The sequence below is a fragment of the Microbacterium psychrotolerans genome (genome assembly GCF_031085295.1).
GTDB lineage: Bacteria > Actinomycetota > Actinomycetes > Actinomycetales > Microbacteriaceae > Microbacterium > Microbacterium psychrotolerans.
Map to the genome: position 1 here is coordinate 427554 of NZ_JAVFWO010000004.1, position 20961 is coordinate 448514.

A 20961-nucleotide genomic window follows, 5' to 3' on the forward strand; every position below is an offset into this window, starting at 1 on the left:
CGCGCACGCTCCGACGTCCGGCGCGGCGGGACCGTGAGGAAAGCGTGAGGAATATTCAGGAATTTGTGAAATCGGCGTAGCCTCGGCGCCATGTCCACGATCATCCGCACGAGCGGCCTCACCAAGCACTACGGCCGCGTCCACGCCCTCGACGGACTCGACCTCACCGTCGACGAGGGTCAGATCCACGGCTTCCTCGGACCCAACGGAGCCGGCAAGTCCACCACGATCCGGGTGCTCCTCGGGCTCGCGCGCAAGACGGGCGGCGAGGCAGCCGTCTTCGGTCAGGATCCGTGGCGCGACGCCGTCGCCCTGCATCGTCGCATCGCGTACGTGCCGGGCGATGTCAGCGTGTGGCCCAACCTGTCGGGCGGCGAGGCGATCGACCTGATGGCACGCCTGCGCGGCGCCCCGCGGCACGACCCCGCCTATGCGGCGCAGAAGAAGCGTCTCATCGAGGCGTTCCAGTTCGACCCGCGCAAGAAGGGCCGGGCGTACTCGAAGGGCAACCGGCAGAAGGTCGCCCTCATCGCGGCCTTCGCGGTACCCGCCGATCTGTACATCCTCGACGAGCCGACCAGCGGCCTGGACCCGCTCATGGAGGTGATGTTCCGTCACGAGATCGCGCGCGTGCGGGCGGCAGGCGCCACGGTGCTGCTGTCGAGCCACATCCTGTCGGAGGTCGAGCAGCTCTGCGACCGCGTGTCGATCATCCGGTCGGGCCGCATCGTCGAGGCGGGCACCCTCGCCGAGCTCCGCCACCTCACCCGCACCGAGGTCTCCTTCCAGGGCACGGATGCCGCCGCCATCGCCGGCATCCCCGGCGCCCACGACGTCGTCGTCGAGGAGGGCCGCATCAAGTTCACCGTCGACAGCGACGCCGTGACATCCACCCTCCCGGCGCTCGCCGCGCGTGACGCCGCGGGCCTGCGCATCGCGCCGGCGTCGCTCGAGGAGCTCTTCCTGCGCCACTACGGCGACGAGCTCGCCGAGATGGACGGAAACGGCCGATGACGCGATTCTTCGCGCTGCTCGGTCAGCGCATCCGCCGGGACTGGGTGCAGGTGCTGCTGTGGGCGGTCGGCACCGGTCTGCTCGCCTACGCGTCCTACGTCGGCGTGGCCGACTCCTATGGCACCGAGCAGGACCGCACCTCACTGCTCGCCGCCGCGCTCGCGAACCCCGTGATCCTGCTGTTCCGGGGTCTGCCATCGGGCACCGATCAGGGCGCGTTCATGGTCTTCCTGATCTTCCCGTGGCTCGCCATGCTCGCGGCGTTCATGAGCACCTTCCTCGCGGTGCGGCACACCCGCGGTGACGAGGAATCCGGCCGCGCAGAGCTCGTCGCCGCGACTCCGGCGTCGCGCACGCTGCCGTTCGTGGCGACCGCGGCGCACGGGCTGATCGCGAACGTCCTGCTCGGCGCGCTGACGGCCGGGGCGTTCCTCGCCGTCGGCCTGGGCGTCGAAGGCTCGCTCGTGGCGGGTGCGGCCGTCGGCGCGGTCGGCGTGACCTTCCTCGGCGTCGGGCTCGTCGCGGCACAGCTCATGCGCACGTCGCGCGGAGCGAACTCGCTGGCGGTCTGGACGCTCCTCATCACGTTCGTGCTCTCGGGCATCGGTAACGCGGTCGGCACGCCGAGCGACGACCTCACCCGCATGGAGAGCTCCTGGCTCACATGGCTCTCCCCCTTCGGATGGGGCGAGAACACCCGCGCGTTCGACGAGAACCTCTGGTGGCCCGCCCTGCTCTGCCTCGCCGTGGGACTCGTGCTCGTGGGGGTCTCGGCGGTGCTGGTCTCGGCCCGAGACCTCGGCGGAAGCTTCATCGCGGAGCGGCCGGCGCGCGCGAATGCCTCCGCCGCCCTCTCGACCCCCACCGGCCTCGTCTGGCGCCTCACGCGGGGCGCGGTCATCGGCTGGACCGTCGGCGGGCTGCTCGTCGGCATCCTCTCCACGTCGCTCGCCTCGATCGTGCAGGAGATCGGCGCCGCCAACCCGTCGGTCGAGCAGATCCTGCGGCAGATCTCGGGCGAGGGCAGCGTGGAGCAGGGCACGGTCGCCACGTTCTTCACCATGCTGGGTGTGCTCGCCGCCTGCGCGGCGGTGCAGGTGGTGTGCCGCGCCCGCCAGGAGGAGGCGCACGGCACGGCCGAGCCGCTGCTCGCCGCGCCGGTCGGCCGGGTGCGGTGGCTCGCGGACTACCTCGTCGTGGCCCTGCTCGCGATCGTGCTCGTGATCGCGGCGGCGATCGGGGGTGCGGCGATCGGCATCGCCTCGCAGGACGGCGACATGGACCTCATGCGCACCGTGCTCGTGACGGGTGCGGGACAGGTGGCCGCGGCATCCGTGTTCCTGGTCCTGACGGCGCTCGTGTTCGTCCTCCTTCCCCGGCTGACCATCCCCGTGGGCTGGACCCTGGTCGTCCTGGGCATGATGCTCGGCCTCTTCGGCCCGCTGTTCCAGTTCCCGGACTGGCTGGTGCATCTCTCGCCCATCGCCGTGACACCGCTCCTCGACGGCGACGACATCGACGTGCGCGGGCTGTGGTGGCTGCTGCTCGCGACCGCCGCCAGCGCCGTGGCCTCCCTCGGGCTGATGCGCCGGCGCGAACTGGAAGCGGGAGGATAGTCATCGAAGGGGGCGATGTGAGCAGCGAGCATCCGGGCGTCGACGCCGCCGAGCAGGCGGCCGCGATGCTGACCGGCGCCGGCATGGCGCGTATGCCCGCACGCGTGATGATGGCGCTCGTCGGCTCGCCCGACGAGGGCTACACGGCGGCGGAACTCGGCGACCGCCTGGGGGTGTCGGCCGCGGCGGTGTCGGGCGCGGTGCGGTACCTGGTGTCGATGCGGCTGATCCAGCGACTGTCGCGGCCCGGCGATCGGCGCGACCGCTACGACCTCACCGACGACGCCTGGTCGGGGATGATCACGGCGAACGCCCCGCTGTACTCCGCGCTCGCCGGCCACATCGACCGCATCGCCGACGCCAACGACGGCGCGCCGGCATCCGTTGCGAGGGCGCGCGACGTCGCCGACTTCCTGAGGTATCTCGCGGAACGGATGCCGCACCTCGCGGCGGAATGGCGGGCCGAGCGCTCCTCGGGCGCACGGTAGCCTTGCCCGAGTGACTGACGCGACCCGCTACATCGTTGCGACCGACGGAGCCTGCAAGGGCAACCCGGGGCCGACCGGCTGGGCGTGGGTCGGCGAGGACGGGCACTGGGCCGCGGGCGCGATCCCGCTCGGCACGAACAACGTCGGCGAGCTGATGGGTCTTCTCAAGGCGATCGAGGACCACGCCGACGTCGAGAACCTCGTGGTGCAGGCCGATTCGAAATACGCCATCGACACCTACACGAAGTGGATGGACGGCCACCGCCGCCGAGGCTGGAAGACCTCGACCGGCGCGCCGACGAAGAACGTCGACATCCTCGAGCAGCTCATCGTCGCGCGCGATGCGCGCCGGACGGCGGGCATGCCCGACGTCGTGCTCGAGCATGTCCGCGGGCACTCCGGCCACGTGCTCAACGCCTGGGCCGACGAGCGCGCCGTTCGCGCGTCCGAGCACGCGGCCAAGGGCGTCGCGAGCGCGTGGTCGTCGCTCGGCGCGCAGGACCGCATCGACGTCTCGACGCGCCCGAAGAACGGCCGCTGAGCCTCAGAGCTGCGCACGATACTCCTGCCAGGCCTCGCCGAGCCGGCGCACGCCCTCCTGCAGCAGCGCCTCCCGCGCCGTGTAGGGCACGCGGATGTGATCGTCGTAGGTGATGGAGGCCGTGAACTCGGTGCCGCCCGCCACCGCGACGCCGCGCATCGAGGCCACGCGCGAGAGCGCGGTCGCCGAGCCCACCGGCAGCCGCGCCCAGACCGCCAGGCCGCCGCGCGGCGGCGTCACCTGCCAGTCGGGAAGGTGCTCGGACATCGCCGCGAGCAGCTGGGCCGATGCGACCGTGTGCGTCTCGCCGACGGAGCGGCGCAGCGCCCGGGCCTCGTCGACGAGATCGAGCGCGAGCAGCTGCGCGGGGACGCTGGTCGACTGGTCGACGAGCTGGCGCAGCGCGCGCAGACGGCGCACCAGCACGGGGTCGGCGCGCAGCCATCCGATCCGCAGCCCCGACCAGCACCACTTCGACAGCGAGTCGGCGACGATGATCGGGGCGTCCGGGCGCAGGGCGGCGAGCGTCGGCGGCACCACCCCGTCGAACGAGATGTGCGCGAGCACCCGGTCCTCGAGCACCGGGACGCCGTACTCCGCCGACAGGTCGGCGATCCGCTGTCGCCCTGCCGCCGGCAGGCGCGTGCCCGTCGGGTTGTGGTGGTGCGGGTTCACGGCGACCAGCACCGGGCGCAGTGCCACGATCGCCGCCTCGAGCTCGTCGACGTCGATGCCGTCGGGACCGATGGTCACCCCGTGCACGCGGCCGCCGCGTCGGCGCACCGAGTCGGCGAGCCCCGGCCACGTGACCGACTCGGTCAGCACGACGTCGCCCGGCGACACCAGTTCGTCCACCACGAGGCTGATCGCCTGCTGTGCGCCGTGCGTCACCAGGATCTGCGCGGCCGTGGCAGGAGTGCCCTCCTCCTCGAGCAGTGCGGCCAGGCGGGCACGCAGGATCGGCAGCCCCGCGGGGTCGGTCTCGGCCAGCGTCACAGGATCGAGTGTCGGAGCGTGCGCGCGCACGATGTCGAGAGCCAGCGGCGGCATCGCCGGCACGGCGCGGAGCAGGTCGATGCCCGACGGGAGCGCAGAGAACAGCCCCTCGCCACGGGCCGTCCGCTCACGGACCGGGAGCGCCGCGCCGACGTGACCGGCGACCCGGGTGCCGCTCCCCTGCCGCCGCTCGACCAGCTCGTCCTCGCTCAGCAGCGCGTAGGCGGCGACGACGGTGCCGCGCGACACGGAGATCGCGCCGGCCAGTGCACGCTCGGCGGGGAGGCGGTCGCCGGGACGCAGCTCGCCGCCCTCGATGAGCGCGGCGATGGCCTGTGCGAGCTGGACGGTGAGCGTGCCGTCGCCCTGCGCCCATCGGCCGAGCCGGCCGGCCAGCCGGGAGGCTTCGACCGTGCCGCCGAGTGCCACCCGGTGGTCCACCAGCCGCTCATTGGCCCTGTGAACAGTCGTCATAGCACCGCATTCTGGTCCAATGTTCACGTCAGACGCCATTGTTTCCGCCACGCTCGGGCCAGTTGCTCCCGATTGGACCATTCAGGAGCTCGTCGCGTGGATCGCCGACGACGACGCCCGCTCCCACGACGAGACGCTCCGGCCCCTGCTCTCGGCCGTCCTCGCCGGCCTCGCACCCGACGCCTCACCGGCTCTGACTCCGCGCTCGCCGGTGGCGCTCGTGCGGGCGGTCGCGTCGCACCTCCGCGCCGCGCCGGCCCTACGAGACGTCACGCTCGGCGACCGGGCACTCCGTGACGTCGCAGACGACGCGATCAGCGCCGCGGCGACACAGATAGCGGCGGCCACCGACCGCCACGCACCGGCGCCGGCACCGGCATCCGTCCGTCGCCCGAGCCTCCGGCTCACCTGAGCCGGAGCGTCGGGCGGGACCGCGGCTCAGCTCTCGGTCATGCCCTCGTAGAGGCCGATCGCGTTGCCGTCGGGGTCGCCGATCACGGCCCACCAGCTCGTGGGAGAGATCTGGCTCTTCTCCATGAGCACGGTGCCGCCTGCATCCTTCGCCGCCGCGACCGTCTCGTCGATGGAGTCGACCTCGACATACGAACGGGGCTGGGTGAAGCCGTCCTCGCGCGGCGCGAGACCGCCGCCCGAGATCTTGTTGGGCGCCTGCCACATGGGGTATCCCTCGAAGCCGGGCACCTCCGCGATCTGCCAGCCGAACAGGCCCGAATAGAACTCCGTCGCCCTGCCGAGATCGGTGACGGGGATGTCGATGTGCGTGATGTCGCCGTGAGCCATGGTGGTTCCTCTCGTGCGGATCCGACCCGGTCAGTCTCCGCCGCCCGCGCCCGAGCCACAAGAGCCCGCGAGAGTGCACCTGGTGGACGAGGGGCGGGGAACCACCCATCCTCTCGTCCACCAGATGCACTCTCGGGTCGAACGGGGGGCGGGGGCGGGGCGAGGAGGGCCGGGGGGATCAGGCGGAGGAGGACGAGGACGCCTCCGCGAGGTGCGCCTCGAGCGCGTCGATCGCGGGACGCTGGCCTTTCACGAGGCGCTCGCGGGCGGCATCCGGGCTCGTCCACTCGACGCGATCGATTTCGGGGAACGACGCCGTCCGCCCCGAGCGCGGCGGCCATTCCAGCTCGAACTCGCCGAACGCGAGATCGTCGAGCGAGAAGCCCGTCCCGTCGGCGATGAACACCGTGACCCGCTTGCCCGACGAGTATGCGAAGGTGCCGAGCTCGGCGTAGGGCGGCTCGGGCGGGTCGACGCCGAGCTCCTCGCGGAACTCCCGCCGTGCGGCATCCAGCGCGCTCTCCTCGCCCTCAGTGAACTCGCCCTTGGGGATCGACCAGGCGCCGGCATCCTTGCTCGCCCAGAACGGCCCGCCCATGTGTGCGATGAGCACCTGGAGTTCGGGCGCGAGCCGGTAGAGAAGGATGCCGGCGCTGGTGATCGCCATGTCGGTCCCGAGGTCGCGGGTTCTCGAGGCTGCCGGTCAGACCAGGCGGGTCTCGGGCGACACGGTGTACGTGTCCTCCGGGTCGCGGTAGACGACGTCGCCCAGGGCGGCGTCGATGGCGGCGAGGGTATCGGCGTCGAGCACGACACCCGAGGCCTTGACCGTCTCGGCGAGCTGCTCGGGGCGCGATGCCCCGACCAGTGCCGACGCGACGTTCTTGTTCTGCAGCACCCAGGCGATGGCGAGCTGGGGCATCGACAGCCCCGCCTGCTCGGCCACCGGCTTGAGCCCCTGGACCGCCTGGAGCACCTCGTCGCGCAGGAAGGACTTGATGAATCCCGCGCCGCTCTTCTCATCCGTGGCGCGCGAGCCCTCGGGCACCGGCTCACCGGGCAGGTACTTGCCCGACAGCACGCCCTGGGCCATCGGCGACCACACGATCTGCGAGATGCCGAGCTCCTCGGAGGCCGGCACCACCTTGCCCTCGATCACGCGCCACAGCGCCGAGTACTGCGGCTGGTTGGAGATGAGCTGAACGCCGTAGCTCCGCGCGAGCGCGTGACCCTCGCGCAGCTGCTCCGCCGTCCACTCCGACACGCCGATGTAGAGCGCCTTGCCCTGGCGGACGACGTCGGCGAACGCCTGGAACGTCTCCTCGAGCGGCGTCTCGTAGTCGAAGCGGTGCGCCTGGTACAGGTCGACGTAGTCGGTGCCGAGGCGCTTCAGCGATCCGTTGATCGACTCGAAGATGTGCTTGCGGCTGAGGCCGGTGTCGTTGGGGCCCTTGGGGCCGGTCGGGAAGTAGACCTTGGTGAAGATCTCGAGCGATTCGCGGCGCTGACCCGTGAGCGCCTTGCCGAGGACTTCTTCCGCCAGCGTGTTGGCGTACACGTCTGCGGTGTCGAACGTGGTGATGCCGGCATCCAGTGCCGCATGGACCGTCGCGATGGCGGCCGAGTCGTCGACCTGCGAGCCGTGGGTGACCCAGTTGCCGTAGGTGATCTCGCTGACCTTGAGACCGCTGTTTCCGAGGTACCGGTAATTGACCATGAGGAAAACGCTACCTGCCTCCGGTGAGGTGCCGGCGCGCAGCGGGTCAGGTCGCCGACTCCATGAAACACGGCGGAACGAACGGATGCCGCGACCGGCGCGTGAGCACCGGCCGCGGCATCCGTCGTCAGGCGCCGGTCAGACCACGCGGGCCGACTCGTCCTCGACGGCGTCATCGCCGGCCCCGGCCGACGCCTCGCCGTGGGCGGCCTCGGAGAGCGCGCGCGCCTCCTCGTCGAGATCGGTCGCCGCCTGCTCGAACTGCGAGTTGTAGAGCCGGAAGTACGCGCCCTTGGCGACGATGAGCTCGTCGTGCGTGCCCTTCTCGACGATCCCGCCGTTCTCCATCACGAGGATGAGGTCGGCGTCGCGGATGGTCGACAGGCGGTGTGCGATCACGAAGGACGTCCGGCCTTCGCGCAGCGCCGCCATGGCGTGCTGCAGCAGCAGCTCGGTGCGGGTGTCGACGGAGCTGGTCGCCTCGTCGAGGATCAGCACCGACGGCTGCGCCACGAACGCGCGGGCGATCGTGATGAGCTGCTTCTCGCCGGCCGAGATGTTCGACGCATCCTCATCGAGGAGCGTGTCGTAGCCGTCCGGCAGGGAGTGCACGAAACGATCGACGTAGGTCGCCCGCGCGGCGGCGAGGATCTCGTCGTCGGTCGCGTCGGCGCGGCCGTAGCGGATGTTCTCGCGGATCGTGCCGGCGAACAGCCACGGGTCCTGCAGCACCATTCCCGTCTTGGCGCGGATGTCGCGACGCGTGAGCTGCGCGATGTCCTGCCCGTTGAGGAGGATGCGGCCGCCGTCGAGCTCGTAGAAGCGCATGAGCAGGTTCACCAGCGTCGTCTTGCCGGCGCCGGTCGGACCGACGATCGCGACGGTCTGGCCCGGCTCCACCCGGAACGACAGGTCGTGGATCAGCGGCCGCTCGGGCGTGTACGAGAAGGCGACGTCCTGGAACTCGATCGTGCCGTCGCCCTCGACAGGCGCCGGGGCGTCCTGCGCGTCGGGCTCCTGCTCGCTCTCGTCGAGCAGCTCGAACACCCGCTCGGCCGACGCCGTGCCGGACTGCACGACCGCGGCCATGCCGCCCAGCTCCGACAGCGGCTGGGTGAACTGCTGCGAGTACTGGATGAACGCCTGCACGTCGCCGAGGCGCAGCTGGCCGCTCGCCACCATCAGCGCGCCGAAGACAGCGATGCCGACGTAGGTCAGGTTCCCGATGAACATCATCGCGGGCATCATGATGTTCGACAGGAACTGCGCCTTGAAGGACGCCTGGTACAGCTCCTCGTTCTCGGCCCGGAAGGCCTCGCGGGACGCCTGCTCGCGGCCGAAGACCTTGACGAGCGCGTGACCCGAGAACGACTCCTCGACGCGCGCGTTGAGGCGGCCGACCTTGCGCCACTGGATGCCGAACGCCTTCTGCGAACGGGGACCGATGACGCCGAACAGCACGGCCATGAGCGGGAAGCTCACGAGCACGACGAGGGTGAGCTGCCACGAGATCGTCAGCATCATGATCAGCACGCCGATCACGGTGAGCACGCTCGTGAGCGCCTGCGACAGCGACTGCTGCATCATCTGCGTGATGTTGTCGATGTCGTTCGTGACGCGCGAGATCAGCTCGCCGCGCTGCACCCGGTCGAAGTAGCGCAGCGGCAGGCGGTTGATCTTCGCCTCGACGTCTTCGCGGAGGCGCCACATGACGCGCACCATGATGACGTTGATGACGTAGCCCTGCACCCACATGAGCAGCGACGACGTGAAGTACAGCGCGAGCACGATGAGCAGCACACGGCTCAGCGCCATGAAGTCGACGCCGGCGCCGGGGACGAAGTGCTCCATCGCCGCGACCATGTTGGCGAGGTCCTGCTGGCCACTGTCGGCGAGACCCTGGACGACCTGCTCCTGGGTGGCGCCCGACGGCGCCATCGACGACACGACGCCCTCGAAGAGGATGTTGGTCGCCTCGCCGAGCACCTTCGGCGAGAGAACCGCCAGCACGACGCCGATCGAGCCGAGGATCGACACGAAGATGAAGCCGACGGCGTTGGGGCGCAGCAGCCCGATGAGGCGGCGGAAGGACGGACCGAAGTGCGCGGCCTTGCCCGGGGCGACGGCGCCGCTCCAGTCATCGGCCGAGATGCGCGCCTGCTCGCCCAGCTCGATCTCGAGCTTCTCCTCGGGGCTCAGCTCTGCGATGGCGTCGCGCGCACGACGACGGCTGGTGGACTTGTCGGCGGTGGACTCGTCGGTGTGGGACTGGTTGTCGGCGCTCATCGGGCGACCTCCGCTCCGAGCTGGGATTCGACGATCTCACGGTAGGTCTGGCTCGTCTCGAGCAGCTGCTCGTGCGTGCCGAGTCCGACGATGCCGCCGTCGTCGAGGACGATGATGCGGTCGGCGTCGGTGATCGTCGAGACACGCTGGGCGACGACGATCTTGGTGACGTCCGGCAGCTCCCGCCACAGCGCCTGTCTCAGCCTCGCGTCGGTGGTGAGATCAAGCGCCGAGAAGGAGTCGTCGAAGACGAGCACGCGCGGCTGGTGGACGATCGCCCGGGCGATGGCGAGGCGCTGACGCTGACCGCCCGACACGTTTGTTCCCCCCTGCGAGATCGGGGCGTCGAGCCCGCCGTCCATCTGGCTCACGAAGTCGCTCGCCTGGGCGATCTCGAGCGCACGCCAGAGCTCGGCATCCGTCGCCTCTTCACGCCCGAACCGCAGGTTCGACGCGATCGTGCCCGAGAACAGGAACGGCCGCTGCGGCACCAGCCCGATCGTGGCCCAGAGCGCGTCGAGGTCAGCGCGACGGACATCCAGGCCGCCCACCTCGACAACGCCGTCGGTCACGTCGAACAGGCGGGGGATCATCGAGATCAGCGTGGTCTTGCCCGCACCGGTCGAGCCGACGACCGCGACGGTCTCACCCGGCTCGGCGCGGAAGCTGATGCCCGAGAGGATGGGATGCTCGGCGCCCGGGTAGGTGAAGGTGACGTCCTTGAACTCGACGGTGCCCGGCGCGGGGAACTCGGCGGGCGCGTCCGCGGGCCGCTCGAGCGACGAGGCGGTGTCGAGCACCTCGCCGATGCGCTCTGCCGACACCGCGGCGCGCGGGATCATCAGCGTCATGAAGCTCGCCATCATCACGCCCGACAGGATGATCATGGCGTACTGCATGAAGGCGAACAGCGTGCCGATCTGGATCTCGCCCGAGTCGACCTGCATGCCGCCGAACCAGATCACGCCGATGACGGTGACGTTCAGGATGAGCATGACGGCCGGGAACAGCACCACGAAGAGCGAGCCGACCTTGCGACCGACGACCATGATCTCGGTGTTGGCCGCGCGGAAGCGCTCCTCCTCGATGGGCTCGCGGACGAAGGCACGGATCACGCGGATGCCGGTGAGCTGCTCGCGCATCACCCGGTTCACGCCGTCGAGCTTGCCCTGGTAGCTGCGGAACAGCGGGACCATCCGCGCGATCACGATGCCGGCGACGACGAGCAGCACGGGCACGGCGACGGCGATGATCCAGGCGAGGCTGGCGGCCTGCTCGACGGCGAGGATGATGCCGCCGATGGCGAGCAGGGGCGCCGTCACGAGGAAGGTGGCGGCCATCATCGCGAGCATCTGCACCTGCTGCACGTCATTCGTGTTGCGGGTGATCAGCGAGCCGGCGCCGAAGCCGGTGACCTCGCGCTCGGAGAATCCCGACACCCGCTCGAAGATGTCGTCGCGGACGTCACGGCCGAGCTTCATCGCCGCGCGAGCCGCGAAGTACGTGGCGATGATCGAGGCGACGATCTGCGCGAGCGACACGGTCAGCATCACCGCGCCGGTGCGCCAGATGTACTCGGTGTCGCCCTTGGCGACGCCGTTGTCGATGATGTCGGCATTGAGGCTCGGCAGGTAGAGCGAGGCGAGCGCGGAGGCGGACTGGAACAGCAGCACCCCGAGCAGCAGCCAGCCGGATGGTTTGAGATAGCGGACGAGGAGTTTGGCGAGCACGGACTTCTCCCAGACGTGACGAGGCCACGACGAATCACCGCCTGATGCGGTGGTCATGGTGTGCCGACCCCACCATTGCACGGGCCGCCGACATCGCGGCAGTCCCGTTCACGGAGGGCGAACGGCGTATTCGAACGGCATTCCCGGGCCGCCCGCCGGTCACTCTAACACGATATATCGCGTGATGCGAGCTCCCGCATCCGCCGCTCCAGAATCGCGAAAGGGTATGTTCGGCAGCGTGCGACTGCGGAAACATACCCTTTCGCGATTCCTCGCAGGGAAGGCGGATGCCTCGGTCTAGGCCTGGCCGCCCTGCGCGATGTCGGCGCGCTCCCGCCAGCTGCGGGCGGTGACGCGGTCGAGGGCGACCTGACGGCGCAACGCGTCCGCCTTCTCGTACAGCGTCGGATCGCCGTAGCTGGTCAGCACCTTCACGAGCACCGGGAGCAGCTCGATCATGAAGAACAGCGCGGCGATCAGCCCGTGCGCCCACAGCAGCGTCGGCTCGCGCTGCGACAGGCGCTCCAGGCCGCTGATCTGGCTCAGCAATCCGGTCGCACCGGCGTTGCCACCCGCGACTTCGGCGGCACGTGCGTTGTACGCGGCGAGCGCCGCGTCGTATTGCTCGCGAGCGGCGGGCAACTCGTCCTTCGCCTGCTTCTTGTTCTGGGCTTCGGAGGCACCCGCGTCGGCCGTGCCGGCCGCCTGCGCGGCAGCGAGGTCGGACTGCGCGGCGGTCAGCTGGGCCGCCAGATCGTCGTACGCCGACTGGGCCGCCGCCAGCTGATCCTGAGCCGCGCCGGAGCTCGCTCCCTCGCCGGCGACGCCGCTGCAGCCTGCGACCTCGCCAGCGCCCTGGCCGGTGAGTTCGCACTGGTAGATGGCCCGGGCCTGGTCGATCACGGTCTGCTGGGCGGCGAGCTTGGCAGTCAGGTCATCGACGGTCGCCTGCGCCGACGCCGTCGCGCCGGAAGTCGTGTCGGCGCCTGCCACCACGCCGCTGGCCGCCTGGCTCTCGAGAGCGGAGACCCGCTCGCTCGCGGCATCCAAAGCCTGCTTCTCGGGGCCGGACGTCACGGCGTCCTGATCGGACTGCGCCTGCACGAGATTCGTCGCGGTCACCTCGCGCGCGATGTCGTTGTGGAACACCTGCAGCACGAGCGGCTCGGCGACGACGATGCCGATGATCGCGGCCATGATCACGCGCGGGATCGCCAGCCCGATGAGGCGCCAGACATTGCGCGTCGAGCGCATGGTCGAGGTGAGGAAGCGGTCGAGGTTGAAGATGATGAGCGCCCACACCATCGCGAGCGGCACGGCGACCCACGCCGCCACCCGCACGCCCGTCGTGAGCGCGAACATCATCGAGATCGCCGAGACCAGGGCGGTGCCGGCGAGCACGAAGAACATCTGCACGAACCGCGGTGTCTCAGTGGGCACTTCGTCGAGCACCGAGCCGTCCGCGCCACCGAGGATCGCGACCCGGCGCCAGCCCGCGCCGCGCTCACGCCGATGCGCGGCGCGCTGGGAGCGACCCGAGCGACCCGCGCGCGCGGCCGCGGCCTCCGCGTCGGGCGCCTCGACGGCGGGCTCGGCGGTCGGCTCGGGCTCCGCCGCGGCGCCCCACTCCCCGATCGGGGTGCTCTCCGCGGTCGCCGCCGGCTCGGCATCCACCACTCGGTCCGCCACCGGAGCCCTGTCCGCCACCACCGCGACCGGCTGAGTCGGGTTCATCGCCAGCGCGTCCTCGAGCAGATCGCGCGTCACCGGGTACGGGTCCTCGGGTCCGTCGGCGTCGAGACGCGCGTCACCGGGCTCGCCTGCCGCCTGCTGGGCGCGCACGTCGTCGAGGTACAGATCCTCTGTCCGGTCGCCGTCCGTCTCGAACTCGATGCGGCCGTCGGAGCCGAACCTGCCCGGCCGGTGTGCGGAGAATGACATCCGGACACCCTAGACAGGCCAACCTGTGCGGCAGGTGAGTCTCGGCGGCGCGAGGAGCCGGTGCGCTCAGTCCTCGAGCGGGGTGACGGCCGCGACCGCCTCGTCTTCCTCGGTGGCGACCAGCTGCCCGCAGGCGCCGTCGATCTCCTTGCCGCGGGTGTCGCGGAGGGTCGTCGGGATGCCGGCGTCGTTGAGGCGCCGGACGAACTCGTTCTGCACCGGCACGTCGGATGCCGTCCAGATCGAGCCGGGGGTCGGGTTCAGCGGGATCGGGTTGACGTGCACCCAGCCGCGACCGCGCGCGTTGAGCTTCTCGGCGAGGAGGTCGGCGCGCCAGCCGTGATCGTTCATGTCCTTGATGAGCGCGTACTCGATCGACACGCGGCGTCCGGTCTTGTCGAAGTAGGCGCGGGCGGCGTCGAGCGCCTCGTCGACCTTCCAGCGGGAGTTGACCGGGATCAGCTCGTCGCGGAGCTTGTCGTCGGGCGCATGCAGCGAGAGCGCGAAGGTCACCGGGATGTCCTCGTTCGCGAGCTTCGTGATCGCGGGCACGAGTCCGACCGTCGACACGGTGATGCCGCGGGCGCTCATGCCGAGACCGTGCTGCTTGTCGGTCATGACCCGCACGGCCTGCATCACCCGCGCGTAGTTCGCCAGCGGCTCGCCCATGCCCATGAAGACGATGTTCGACACCCGCTCGGCGGAGTGGTCGTCCTTCTTCTTGCCGCCCAGCCCGCCGTCGGCGATGAGGCGGTTGGCGCGCACGATCTGCTCGACGATCTCGGCCGCCGACATGTTGCGGGTGAGGCCGGCCTGCCCGGTGGCGCAGAACGGGCAGTTCATGCCGCAGCCGGCCTGGCTCGAGACGCACAGCGTGATGCGTCCGGGGTAGCGCATGAGCACCGACTCCACGAGGGCGCCGTCGTGCAGCTTCCACAGGAACTTGATCGTGTCGCCGCGATCGGTCTCGAGACGCCGCACCTCGGTGAGGAGCGCCGGAAGCATGCCGTGGACGAACTCCTCGCGGCCCTCGGCCGGGAGGTCCGTCATGTCGGCGGGGTTGTGGGTCCAGTGCTGGAAGTAGTGCTTCTCTAGCTGCTTCGCCCGGAAGCCGGGAAGCCCGAGCTCCTTGACCTTCTCGACGCGCTGCTCGGGGGTGAAGTCGGCGAGGTGCACCGGCGGCTTGCCGCGCTTGGGGCTGGCGAACTGCAGGAGCGGCCTGCCTTCGGCATCCTTCTTCTGGGTCCATCCCTCGGTCGCCGGACGCACCTGCCTGGGCTTCGTGGCGCGCACGGGCGAATCGGTCATGAGATCCAGGGTAGGGGACGCGCCTGGACGGATGCCGATGCCGGCGCATCCCGCAACCCCCGTCGGGCAGCCGGCCGACCCGGCTAGCGTGTCGGGCGTGAGCGACAACAGCGACGTGACGATCCGGCCGATCGAGCCCGGCGATGCCGGCGAAGTGATGACGCTGCAGCGCGCCGCGTTCGTGCAGGAGGCCCTCATCTACGGAACCCCCGACATGCCGCCGCTCACGCAGACGCTCGAGGAGGTGCAGTCCGAGCTGGAGGAGAACCTCGGCGTCGTCGCCCTGGACGGCGCCCGCATGGTCGGGGCGCTGCGGGCGCGCGTCGACGGCGATCTGCTGCTCGTCGGCCGCATCGCGATCGCACCGGACCGCGCGGGCGAGGGCATCGGCAGCGCACTCCTCGAGGCCGTCGAGCGGCGCGGCGCCGAGCGGGGCGCCTCCGAGGCCGAGCTCTTCACCGGATCGCTGAGCGAGGCGAACCTCCGCCTCTACGAGCGCGTCGGTTACGCGCAGACGCAGCGCGTGCCGGGCGACGACGGCACCGAGCAGGTGTTCCTGCGCAAACGGCTCGACCACGGGCGTCGCGGCTAGGCTCGCCGTGTGGTCCCGCTCGAGAACCTTCTCGCCTTCACGCTCGCCGCGCTCGTCCTGATCGTGATCCCGGGCCCGAGCGTGCTGTTCACGATCGGGCGCGCGCTCGCCCTCGGGCGCATCGGCGGGCTCCTCAGCGTTCTCGGCAACGCGCTGGGCCTGCTGCCGGTCATCGGCCTCGTCGCGCTCGGCGTCGGCGGCATCGTGGCGCAGTCCATCGTGCTGTTCACGATCGTCAAGGTCGCCGGCGCGCTGTACCTCATGTATCTCGGCGTCCAGGCGATCCGTCACCGGCACCGCGCCGCCGCCGAGGCGAACGGCGGCGTCCTGCCCCGGTCCGCCTGGCGCCAGCTCGGCGAGGGCTTCGTCGTCGGCGTGACCAACCCGAAGACGATCGCGTTCTTCGTGGCCGTCCTGCCGCAGTTCGTCGACCTGGACGCGGGCATGGTGCCCCTTCAGATGGTCGAACTGGGCCTCGTCTTCTTCGTCATCGCACTGATCTCCGACGGCATCTGGGCACTCGTCGCGGCCGGCGCCCGCACCTGGTTCGGCCGCTCGCCGAAGCGCATCTCGACGCTGTCGGCCACCGGCGGCGGCCTGATGATCGGCCTCGGCGGCATCCTGCTCTTCACCGGGAACAAGCACTGATGGGCTCGTCGACCACCTCGGATGCCGGACCGCAGCGCTCGGCCGGTCGGCGCATCATCTTCCTCGACGTCGACGGGACGATCCTCGAGCACGGCTCGCACATCTCCCCCTCGACCCCGGACGCCGTGCGAGCGGCGCGCGCGGCCGGCCATCTCGTGTACCTCAGCACCGGACGTTCGGCCGCCGACATCCATCCGGTCGTGGCCGAGATCGGCTTCGACGGCGCGGTCACCAACTCCGGCGCGCTCGTGACGTCGGACGGCCAGGTGGTCGTCGAACGCCCGCTGTCGCCGGAGGCGACGAACCGGATGCTGACGGCGCTGCGCAGCCGCGGCATCCGCTACTTCCTGCAGACCCGTGACGGCGTCTACGCGAGCGACGACATGGCCGAACTGATGCGCGACTACGCCGTCGCGCTCGAGGCCCGTGTGCGGGCGGGTCGAGAGGTGCGCCCCGAGGACTCGCTGGTCGGCCTCGCTCAGCGGACGTTCCCCGGCGTGGAGGACGCGGACCTCGACCGCATCGACAAGGCCGTGTTCGTCAGCGACCACGAGGACGGCATCGACGAACTCCGCGCCGACCTGGGCGACGAGTTCCTCATCGTCCCGGGCAGCATGCCGCTGCCCGGCGGCTCGAACGGCGAGATCAGCGAACGCGGCACGACCAAGGGTTCGGCGATCGAGCTGCTGCTCGAGCACCTCGGGATGGATGCCGCGGACGCCGTCGCGGTCGGCGACAGCTGGAACGACGTGGAGATGTTCGAAGTGTGCGGCGTCGCGGTCGCGATGGGCAATGCGCAGCCCGAACTCAAGGAACTCGCCGACATGGTCACGACCGACGTCCTCGACGACGGCATCGCCAACGCCTTCCGGCGGCTCGGCCTCATCTGACCCGGCGTCGGCGGCGCGCGAAGCGGCCCTGCCGCGGTGTCACGGCTGCGTGGGGGCTTCCATCCCGAGGTTGACGAGGGTGCCGCCCGGGTCGCGCACCTGCGCCACCCGTTCGCCCCATGGCATGTCGGCCGGCGCCTGCTCGGCCCGCCCGCCGGCACGCACCCACGCCGCGTAGGTCGCATCCACGTCGTCGACGTAGAACCACAGCGCGACGCGGTCGCCCACCGACGGCGGGAGGGCGTCGGGGTCGCGTCCGATGCCCAGCGACGTCTCGCCGACCTGCAGCGACACGTAGTCGTCCTCGTCGCCGCTGCCGAACCGGTACGCCACCGTCGCGTCGAGGGCGCTCTCGTAGAACCGCACGAGCTCCGGCAGGTCTCGCACCAGCAGGATCGGGAACAGGCTCCGTACCCCCATGGCGCCCACCTTACGTCGCCCTGATGGGTCTCGAAAGGACCGCTCAGTCCAGGAAGATGTCGGGGAACAGGGCCGAGTCCGGGGTTCCGGGGACGGCCGCGTACCCCGAGAGGTCGGTCACGCCGGCCGCTTCCAGCACGTCTTCGACGATGAGCGTCTGCCCGGTGTACTCGCGAGCCGGCTGCGTGAAGATCTCGTACGCGGCGTCGGCGTAGATCTCGGGCGTGCGGCTCACCTTCATCATCCGGTCGCCGCCGAGTGCGAACTGCACCGCCGCGGTCGCGATGGTGGTGCGCGGCCACAGCGTGTTGGCGGCGATCCCCGCCGACGCGAACTCCGCCGCGAGCCCCAGCGTCGCCATCGTCATGCCGTACTTCGCGAGCGTGTAGCCGGTGTGGCCGCCCAGCCACTTCGGCGAGAGGTTCAGCGGCGGAGAGAGGGAGAGGATGTGCGGGTTCTCGGCATCCTTCAGGATCGGGATCGCGGCGCGCGAGAGCATGAACGTGCCGCGGACGTTGACGTCCTGCATGAGGTCGTACTTCTTGGCGTCGAGCTCGAGGGAGCGCGACAGGTCGATCACCGAGGCGTTGTTGACCACGATGTCGATGCCGTCGAACTCGCCTTGCGTCTTCAGCACGGCCTCGGTGACGTCGTCGTCGTTGCGCACATCGCCGACGATCGGCAGCGCGTTCCCGCCGGCGGCGCGGATCTGCTCGGCAGCCGAGTGCACCGTGCCCTCGAGCTTGGGGTGGGGCGTGTCGGTCTTGGCGAGCAGCGCGATGTTGGCGCCGTCCCGCGCCGCGCGCAGCGCGATCGCGAGCCCGATGCCGCGGCTGCCGCCCGACATCAGGATCGTCTTGCCGGCCAGGGGCTTGTCGCTCATGTCGGGTTCTCCTCGGGTCAGGAACGGGATTTGGCGGATGCCGCCGCGAAGGCCGCGACGCGAGCACGGGCCTCCTGCGTGTCGAAGCGGGCGCCGATCGAGGCGGCTTCGTCGTCGAGGTTCTCGGCGAACGAGCGTCCCGCCCCCGTGCGCACGAGCCGCTTCGCCTGGCCGAAGGCGCCGGTGGCGTTGTCGAGCCAGAACCGTGCGACCGCCTCGGCGCGGGCGGCGACGTCGGCCGCGGGAACCACCTCGGTGACGAGGCCCCAGTCGAGCGCCGTCTCGGCGTCGATCGTGAGGTCCTGCAGCAGCAGCTGGAGGGCACGGCGCTGGCCGACCGCCGCGGGGAGCAGCGTCGAGACGCCGAGGTCGGGTGTCAGTCCGATGTTCGCGTACTTGCTCACGAACCTCGACTGCTCCGACGCGACGATGTAGTCGGCGGTGAGCATGAGCCCGAGCCCGCCGCCCGCCACCGCGCCCTGCACGGCCGCGACGATGGGCTTGTCGGACTCGACGAACCTGCGGATGCCGTCGTGGATGGTCTGCGCGGCGCCCGTGACGTCGGGGCCTGACGCGCCCGACGTCGCCATCTCGAGGACGTCGCCGCCGGCGCAGAAGGCCGGGCCCGCGGCATCCAGGATCACCGCGCCGACGGAGTCGTCGGACGTGATCTCGTGGGCGACGTCGCGCCAGCGGCGGCCCATCTCGAAGCCCATCGCGTTGAGGAACGCAGGCCGGTTGAAGGTCACGCGCGCGAGCGCGCCGTCGCGCGCGACGAGGATCGAGTCGCTCATGGGGTCTCCTGCACTCACTTCGGGGCCATCCGGATCGCGCCGTCGAGGCGGATCGTCTCGCCGTTGAGGTAGTCGTTGTCGACGATCGACATCACCAGCCGCGCGTACTCGTCGGGCTTGCCGAGCCGCTGCGGGTAGGGCACCTGCTCGCCGAGCGAGTCCTGCGCAGCCTGCGGCAGCCCCATGAGCATCGGGGTCTCCATGATGCCGGGGGCGATCGTCACGACGCGGATGCCGTAGCGCGCGAGCTCGCGCGCGATCGGCAGCGTCATCGCGTGCACGCCGCCCTTCGACGCGGCGTACGCGGGCTGGCCGATCTGCCCGTCGAACGCCGCGACGCTCGCCGTGCTGACGATGACGCCGCGGTCGCCGTCGGCGGTCGGCTCCGTCTTGGCGATCGCGGCGGAGGCCTGCGCGATGACGTTGTAGGTGCCGATGAGGTTGACGCGCACGATGCGCTCGAAGCCCTCCAGCGGCGACGGGTTGCCGTCGCGGTCGAGCACCTTCGCGGGCGGTGCGATGCCGGCGCAGTTCACGACGACGCGGAGGGGACCGGATGCCGCGGCCGTTGCGACCGCGGCAGCCACCTGCTCCGCATCCGTGACGTCGGCCGGCGCGAACGCTCCCCCGAGCTCTACGGCGACATCGGCGCCGGCGGAGGACGGCAGGTCGACGATCGTGACGGCCGCGCCCGCTGCGGCGAGGCGACGGGCCGTGGCGAGGCCGAGGCCGCTCGCACCGCCGGTGACGAGCGCGGAGGCACCGGTGAGGTCCATGGATTCTCCTTCGAAGTCCGGATGATGCGGAACCGCGTATCAGCATACGCGGGACTGAGTCCCACGTGGTGCCGCGGGCGGTGCAACGGGACCAGGCTAACGGGCGGTCGCCGCCCTCACGGCCCGAACTGCGGACCGATGCGCGTGACGGCCGAGATGCGGTCGATCAGTTCGGCAGGCCGTGCGAGGAGCAGGCGCGCCTCGCCGCGGGCGGTCAGATACTCCACCAGCCGCGTCGTCGCCTGCGCATCGCCGCGACGGTAGCCCGAGAGGTAGTGCTGAGTGGCGCGCCACTCCTGGCGCTGCCCATCGAGGGTCGTCATCACGACGAGGAAGGTCGGCGTCTCGGCCGCCTCGCCGACCTCCAGACCGCCGGCCACACCGCCGAGCAGCGCCGCCGCCATGTCGGAGATCGCAGGGTACGGCCACCAGGTCGACGGCGGAGCCACCGTGAGCGAGTGCACCTGCACCCATGACACGAACTGCGACCGGGACTCGCCGATGTGCCGCGCGAGCCCGTCGGGGGTGAGTCGCACGTGCCGCGCCGTGGTGTCGCCGATCGCGACCGCCGGCTCCGCCCCCTGGAGCGCCGTGAGTGGTCCGCGGCGGCGAGTGGCGCGCGTGGTGGGCATGCATCCATCCCACCGCGCCGGTGGCGCATGGCGCGGCAGGCGGGTTGGATGGGCGCATGGAGATCCGGCTGAAGCGCGTGTACGACGAGCCGACCCCGGGCGACGGCTTCCGCGTGCTGGTCGACCGGCTGTGGCCGCGCGGGCTCTCGAAGGAGCGCGCCGCGCTCGACCTGTGGGCGAATGAGGTCGCGCCCTCGACCGAGCTGCGCAAGGCCTTCCACCACGACGACCTGTCGTGGCCCGACTTCGAGGCCGCCTATCGGGCAGAGCTCGCCGGTCCGACGAGCACGGCCCTCGCGTCGCTGCGGGAAGAGCTGGCTGCGCACCCGGTCGTGACACTGCTGCACGCCGTGAACGACGAGGCGCACAACCACGCCCTGATCCTCCGCGACGCCCTGGAGTCCTGACCCACCC

Annotated in this window: 22 protein-coding genes; 9 read left to right on the forward strand and 13 right to left on the reverse strand. The window is 70.8% G+C overall.

The window, feature by feature from the left end:
* Positions 1–90: 90 nt before the first annotated feature.
* From Q9R08_RS14950 to Q9R08_RS14965, 4 genes are read left to right on the forward strand one after another with little or no spacing between them, the layout of a single operon-like run.
* Positions 91–1014, forward strand: a complete 924-nt coding sequence (locus Q9R08_RS14950) for an ABC transporter ATP-binding protein (RefSeq protein WP_308868904.1) — start codon at positions 91–93, stop codon at positions 1012–1014.
* A complete protein-coding gene (locus Q9R08_RS14955; protein WP_308868905.1) occupies positions 1011–2630 on the forward strand; it encodes an ABC transporter permease in 1620 nt (539 codons plus the stop codon). The genes Q9R08_RS14950 and Q9R08_RS14955 overlap by 4 nt, the downstream gene beginning before the upstream one ends.
* 17 nt (positions 2631–2647) lie before the next feature.
* A complete protein-coding gene (locus Q9R08_RS14960; RefSeq protein ID WP_308868906.1) occupies positions 2648–3118 on the forward strand; it encodes a GbsR/MarR family transcriptional regulator in 471 nt (156 codons plus the stop codon).
* A gap of 10 nt (positions 3119–3128) precedes the next feature.
* Complete coding sequence (locus Q9R08_RS14965) at positions 3129–3659, forward strand: ribonuclease H family protein (RefSeq protein WP_308868907.1); 531 nt, start codon at positions 3129–3131, stop codon at positions 3657–3659.
* A gap of 3 nt (positions 3660–3662) precedes the next feature.
* Here Q9R08_RS14965 and Q9R08_RS14970 read toward each other — a convergent pair whose 3' ends face one another.
* A complete protein-coding gene (locus Q9R08_RS14970) occupies positions 3663–5129 on the reverse strand; it encodes an aminotransferase-like domain-containing protein (RefSeq protein WP_308868908.1) in 1467 nt (488 codons plus the stop codon).
* Between the two features lie 19 nt (positions 5130–5148).
* Between Q9R08_RS14970 and Q9R08_RS14975 the strand changes: the two genes are divergently transcribed.
* Complete coding sequence (locus tag Q9R08_RS14975) at positions 5149–5541, forward strand: hypothetical protein (protein ID WP_308868909.1); 393 nt, start codon at positions 5149–5151, stop codon at positions 5539–5541.
* A gap of 26 nt (positions 5542–5567) precedes the next feature.
* On the opposite strand, the gene Q9R08_RS14980 is transcribed toward Q9R08_RS14975, so the two are convergent.
* The 7 genes from Q9R08_RS14980 to rlmN all read right to left on the reverse strand — a co-directional run bounded on the left by Q9R08_RS14980 (position 5568) and on the right by rlmN (position 14912).
* Positions 5568–5930 carry a VOC family protein gene (locus Q9R08_RS14980; protein WP_308868910.1) on the reverse strand — a complete coding sequence of 121 codons (363 nt, stop codon included), beginning with the start codon at positions 5928–5930 and terminating at the stop codon, positions 5568–5570.
* Positions 5931–6108: 178 nt separating this feature from the next.
* Positions 6109–6597 (reverse strand): NUDIX hydrolase, encoded by a 489-nt coding sequence (locus Q9R08_RS14985; RefSeq protein ID WP_308868911.1) that lies wholly within the window; start codon positions 6595–6597, stop codon positions 6109–6111.
* Positions 6598–6633: 36 nt separating this feature from the next.
* Positions 6634–7647 carry an aldo/keto reductase family protein gene (locus Q9R08_RS14990; RefSeq protein WP_308868912.1) on the reverse strand — a complete coding sequence of 338 codons (1014 nt, stop codon included), beginning with the start codon at positions 7645–7647 and terminating at the stop codon, positions 6634–6636.
* Positions 7648–7785: 138 nt separating this feature from the next.
* Positions 7786–9933: an ABC transporter ATP-binding protein gene (locus Q9R08_RS14995; protein WP_308868913.1), complete on the reverse strand. Its 2148-nt coding sequence runs from the start codon at positions 9931–9933 to the stop codon at positions 7786–7788.
* Positions 9930–11663, reverse strand: coding sequence for an ABC transporter ATP-binding protein (locus tag Q9R08_RS15000; RefSeq protein ID WP_308869107.1), 1734 nt, complete (start codon positions 11661–11663; stop codon positions 9930–9932). Before Q9R08_RS15000 ends, Q9R08_RS14995 begins: the two co-directional genes overlap by 4 nt.
* A 297-nt stretch (positions 11664–11960) precedes the next feature.
* Positions 11961–13604: a DUF4407 domain-containing protein gene (locus tag Q9R08_RS15005; RefSeq protein WP_308868914.1), complete on the reverse strand. Its 1644-nt coding sequence runs from the start codon at positions 13602–13604 to the stop codon at positions 11961–11963.
* A 66-nt stretch (positions 13605–13670) separates the two neighbouring features.
* Positions 13671–14912, reverse strand: a complete 1242-nt coding sequence (gene rlmN / locus Q9R08_RS15010; RefSeq protein ID WP_308868915.1) for a dual-specificity RNA methyltransferase RlmN — start codon at positions 14910–14912, stop codon at positions 13671–13673.
* A 157-nt stretch (positions 14913–15069) separates the two neighbouring features.
* Here rlmN and Q9R08_RS15015 point away from each other — a divergent pair, with 157 nt between their 5' ends.
* Genes Q9R08_RS15015 through Q9R08_RS15025 form a run of 3 tightly spaced genes read left to right on the forward strand, consistent with a single transcriptional unit; the run spans position 15070 to position 17042 of the window.
* Positions 15070–15504: a GNAT family N-acetyltransferase gene (locus tag Q9R08_RS15015; RefSeq protein WP_308869108.1), complete on the forward strand. Its 435-nt coding sequence runs from the start codon at positions 15070–15072 to the stop codon at positions 15502–15504.
* A gap of 9 nt (positions 15505–15513) precedes the next feature.
* Positions 15514–16152 (forward strand): LysE family translocator, encoded by a 639-nt coding sequence (locus Q9R08_RS15020; protein ID WP_308868916.1) that lies wholly within the window; start codon positions 15514–15516, stop codon positions 16150–16152.
* On the forward strand, positions 16152–17042 hold the full coding sequence (locus Q9R08_RS15025; RefSeq protein ID WP_308868917.1) for a Cof-type HAD-IIB family hydrolase: 891 nt from the start codon (positions 16152–16154) through the stop codon (positions 17040–17042). Before Q9R08_RS15020 ends, Q9R08_RS15025 begins: the two co-directional genes overlap by 1 nt.
* Positions 17043–17081: 39 nt before the next feature.
* Here Q9R08_RS15025 and Q9R08_RS15030 read toward each other — a convergent pair whose 3' ends face one another.
* The 5 genes from Q9R08_RS15030 to Q9R08_RS15050 all read right to left on the reverse strand — a co-directional run bounded on the left by Q9R08_RS15030 (position 17082) and on the right by Q9R08_RS15050 (position 20547).
* Positions 17082–17462: a VOC family protein gene (locus Q9R08_RS15030; protein WP_308868918.1), complete on the reverse strand. Its 381-nt coding sequence runs from the start codon at positions 17460–17462 to the stop codon at positions 17082–17084.
* A gap of 43 nt (positions 17463–17505) precedes the next feature.
* Positions 17506–18345 (reverse strand): SDR family oxidoreductase, encoded by an 840-nt coding sequence (locus Q9R08_RS15035; protein ID WP_308868919.1) that lies wholly within the window; start codon positions 18343–18345, stop codon positions 17506–17508.
* Between the two features lie 17 nt (positions 18346–18362).
* Positions 18363–19139, reverse strand: coding sequence for an enoyl-CoA hydratase/isomerase family protein (locus Q9R08_RS15040; protein WP_308868920.1), 777 nt, complete (start codon positions 19137–19139; stop codon positions 18363–18365).
* A gap of 14 nt (positions 19140–19153) precedes the next feature.
* A complete protein-coding gene (locus tag Q9R08_RS15045) occupies positions 19154–19915 on the reverse strand; it encodes an SDR family NAD(P)-dependent oxidoreductase (RefSeq protein ID WP_308868921.1) in 762 nt (253 codons plus the stop codon).
* Between the two features lie 116 nt (positions 19916–20031).
* A complete protein-coding gene (locus tag Q9R08_RS15050; protein WP_308868922.1) occupies positions 20032–20547 on the reverse strand; it encodes a hypothetical protein in 516 nt (171 codons plus the stop codon).
* 56 nt (positions 20548–20603) lie between these two features.
* On the opposite strand from Q9R08_RS15050, the gene Q9R08_RS15055 reads away from it, so the two are divergent.
* Positions 20604–20954, forward strand: coding sequence for a DUF488 domain-containing protein (locus Q9R08_RS15055; protein WP_308868923.1), 351 nt, complete (start codon positions 20604–20606; stop codon positions 20952–20954).
* The last annotated feature ends 7 nt before the right edge of the window (positions 20955–20961 follow it).

What these genes read in the sequence shown, in the direction of transcription:
- Q9R08_RS14950 (WP_308868904.1), top strand. Translation starts at nt 91, where the DNA reads ATGTCCACGATCATCCGCACGAGCGGCCTCACCAAGCACTACGGCCGC.
- Q9R08_RS14955 (WP_308868905.1), top strand. Translation starts at nt 1,011, where the DNA reads ATGACGCGATTCTTCGCGCTGCTCGGTCAGCGCATCCGCCGGGACTGG.
- Q9R08_RS14970 (WP_308868908.1), bottom strand. Translation starts at nt 5,129, where the DNA reads ATGACGACTGTTCACAGGGCCAATGAGCGGCTGGTGGACCACCGGGTG.
- Q9R08_RS14975 (WP_308868909.1), top strand. Translation starts at nt 5,149, where the DNA reads ATGTTCACGTCAGACGCCATTGTTTCCGCCACGCTCGGGCCAGTTGCT.
- Q9R08_RS14980 (WP_308868910.1), bottom strand. Translation starts at nt 5,930, where the DNA reads ATGGCTCACGGCGACATCACGCACATCGACATCCCCGTCACCGATCTC.
- Q9R08_RS14985 (WP_308868911.1), bottom strand. Translation starts at nt 6,597, where the DNA reads ATGGCGATCACCAGCGCCGGCATCCTTCTCTACCGGCTCGCGCCCGAA.
- Q9R08_RS14990 (WP_308868912.1), bottom strand. Translation starts at nt 7,647, where the DNA reads ATGGTCAATTACCGGTACCTCGGAAACAGCGGTCTCAAGGTCAGCGAG.
- Q9R08_RS14995 (WP_308868913.1), bottom strand. Translation starts at nt 9,933, where the DNA reads ATGAGCGCCGACAACCAGTCCCACACCGACGAGTCCACCGCCGACAAG.
- Q9R08_RS15005 (WP_308868914.1), bottom strand. Translation starts at nt 13,604, where the DNA reads ATGTCATTCTCCGCACACCGGCCGGGCAGGTTCGGCTCCGACGGCCGC.
- rlmN (WP_308868915.1), bottom strand. Translation starts at nt 14,912, where the DNA reads ATGACCGATTCGCCCGTGCGCGCCACGAAGCCCAGGCAGGTGCGTCCG.
- Q9R08_RS15015 (WP_308869108.1), top strand. Translation starts at nt 15,070, where the DNA reads ATGACGCTGCAGCGCGCCGCGTTCGTGCAGGAGGCCCTCATCTACGGA.
- Q9R08_RS15025 (WP_308868917.1), top strand. Translation starts at nt 16,152, where the DNA reads ATGGGCTCGTCGACCACCTCGGATGCCGGACCGCAGCGCTCGGCCGGT.
- Q9R08_RS15030 (WP_308868918.1), bottom strand. Translation starts at nt 17,462, where the DNA reads ATGGGGGTACGGAGCCTGTTCCCGATCCTGCTGGTGCGAGACCTGCCG.
- Q9R08_RS15035 (WP_308868919.1), bottom strand. Translation starts at nt 18,345, where the DNA reads ATGAGCGACAAGCCCCTGGCCGGCAAGACGATCCTGATGTCGGGCGGC.
- Q9R08_RS15040 (WP_308868920.1), bottom strand. Translation starts at nt 19,139, where the DNA reads ATGAGCGACTCGATCCTCGTCGCGCGCGACGGCGCGCTCGCGCGCGTG.
- Q9R08_RS15045 (WP_308868921.1), bottom strand. Translation starts at nt 19,915, where the DNA reads ATGGACCTCACCGGTGCCTCCGCGCTCGTCACCGGCGGTGCGAGCGGC.
- Q9R08_RS15050 (WP_308868922.1), bottom strand. Translation starts at nt 20,547, where the DNA reads ATGCCCACCACGCGCGCCACTCGCCGCCGCGGACCACTCACGGCGCTC.
- Q9R08_RS15055 (WP_308868923.1), top strand. Translation starts at nt 20,604, where the DNA reads ATGGAGATCCGGCTGAAGCGCGTGTACGACGAGCCGACCCCGGGCGAC.